This window comes from Lacihabitans sp. CS3-21 (genome assembly GCF_024343675.1).
Taxonomy (GTDB): Bacteria; Bacteroidota; Bacteroidia; order Cytophagales; family Spirosomataceae; genus Leadbetterella.
On record NZ_RJUD01000074.1, the window covers coordinates 1 to 1,376 of the forward strand.

A 1,376-nucleotide genomic window follows, 5' to 3' on the forward strand; every position below is an offset into this window, starting at 1 on the left:
AAATACCAAGATAGGGGTTCCTTATATAGCGTATTTGGCCTCTTTATGGCCTTGATAGCTTTTATGATCTCTTCAAATTCGCCAAAAATTGTACTTTATGATGAAAATATAGACTTATTCAAATTATTTTTTGTTTATTTCGAAAATTGTTTTTGGGATTAATTTTGGCGATTAATTTTGTGTATATGGTTTAAGCGGATACATTGAAGATGTGAAGCTTTTGTCATATAAAAACATAAATTCATTGCTAAAACTTGTTCTTGTTTCACAAAAACACTTTCAAACTTTAGCACCATGAGAAACCAAACAAAAAATTAAACAATTAAAACGAGTGTTTTGCAGGATTTTTCGTTTAATAGACTTGAAATCAGCGAAAGTAGGAGATGAAATTGTAAACTAGCACGATCCTGTAAGTTAATGAGGGGTAGCGTTGGTGAGTTTTTTGACTTGTTTATTTTGGAACAACTTAGACTTCAGAAGTTTGATGTTTATTATCAAATGTTCTTATTTAGTTTTTAAAGATGCCAATCTTGTTTTGTAAAGTCTTTAATGATGTATTAAAACTTTCAAACTTAATAGAGCAATTCTTTTATTAACAAAATATTGTTTCCAATCAGGTTTTGAGCTTTGGTTGTATACCAAATGTATTTCTAAACTAGGTTCGCAATGTTTCTAAGTTATTTTTCCATTTTTAGTTTAGGCTATAAGTATTTGTATAGCTCGGTAACAAAAGTGTTTTGAACACAAAAAAAGGCCTTTTTCTCGCGAGGAAAAAGACCCTTTGTAATGCGTACATTGAAGTTCGAATTTCAATACTACGTCATTTCTTTTGATATTCATATACTGCGTACCGGTTTTTTTTAACTTTTTATACGCTAAAACAATGAGCTACAGAAAGAAAGCCAGCGTGGCTATGGCACAAGCGGTACAAAGGATTTCAGGATTGAAATCCATTGCCACAGATTTAGACCTAGGTAACGGTCTTACAGTTGTTGAATTTCAAACAGCTATTGACGATGTAGAAGCGGTGTTAAACACCTACAATACGCATCTTTCGGTTGCTGATGAGCTCAAAAACAACTTGGAAAGTAAAGAGAAAGCCCTAAGAGATTTCTCAGAACGAATTCTCACTGGAGTGGCAGCCAAATTTGGCAAAGACTCCAATCAGTATCAGATGGCTGGAGGCACTAAAAAATCGCAAATAAAGCGAAAAGTGCGTAAAAAAGTCAACGAAGATGCCTAACCACAGAAAGCCCATGCATTCATTTTCATGGGCTTTTTTTTTGCCGAATAATCAAAATTAGAAAGATTGGTTATTACAATTAAGCTAAAATTTATACCTTTGCGTTTGTAAGTGCATTTTGAGAAAAAATGGA

General features: G+C 32.8%; 1 protein-coding gene. It reads left to right on the forward strand.

Annotation, left to right across the window (positions count from 1 at the left end):
* Positions 1-883: 883 nt before the first annotated feature.
* Positions 884-1,243, forward strand: coding sequence for a hypothetical protein (locus EGI24_RS14490; RefSeq protein ID WP_255048806.1), 360 nt, complete (start codon positions 884-886; stop codon positions 1,241-1,243).
* Positions 1,244-1,376 lie beyond the last annotated feature (133 nt).

What these genes read in the sequence shown, in the direction of transcription:
- EGI24_RS14490 (WP_255048806.1), top strand. Translation starts at nt 884, where the DNA reads ATGAGCTACAGAAAGAAAGCCAGCGTGGCTATGGCACAAGCGGTACAA.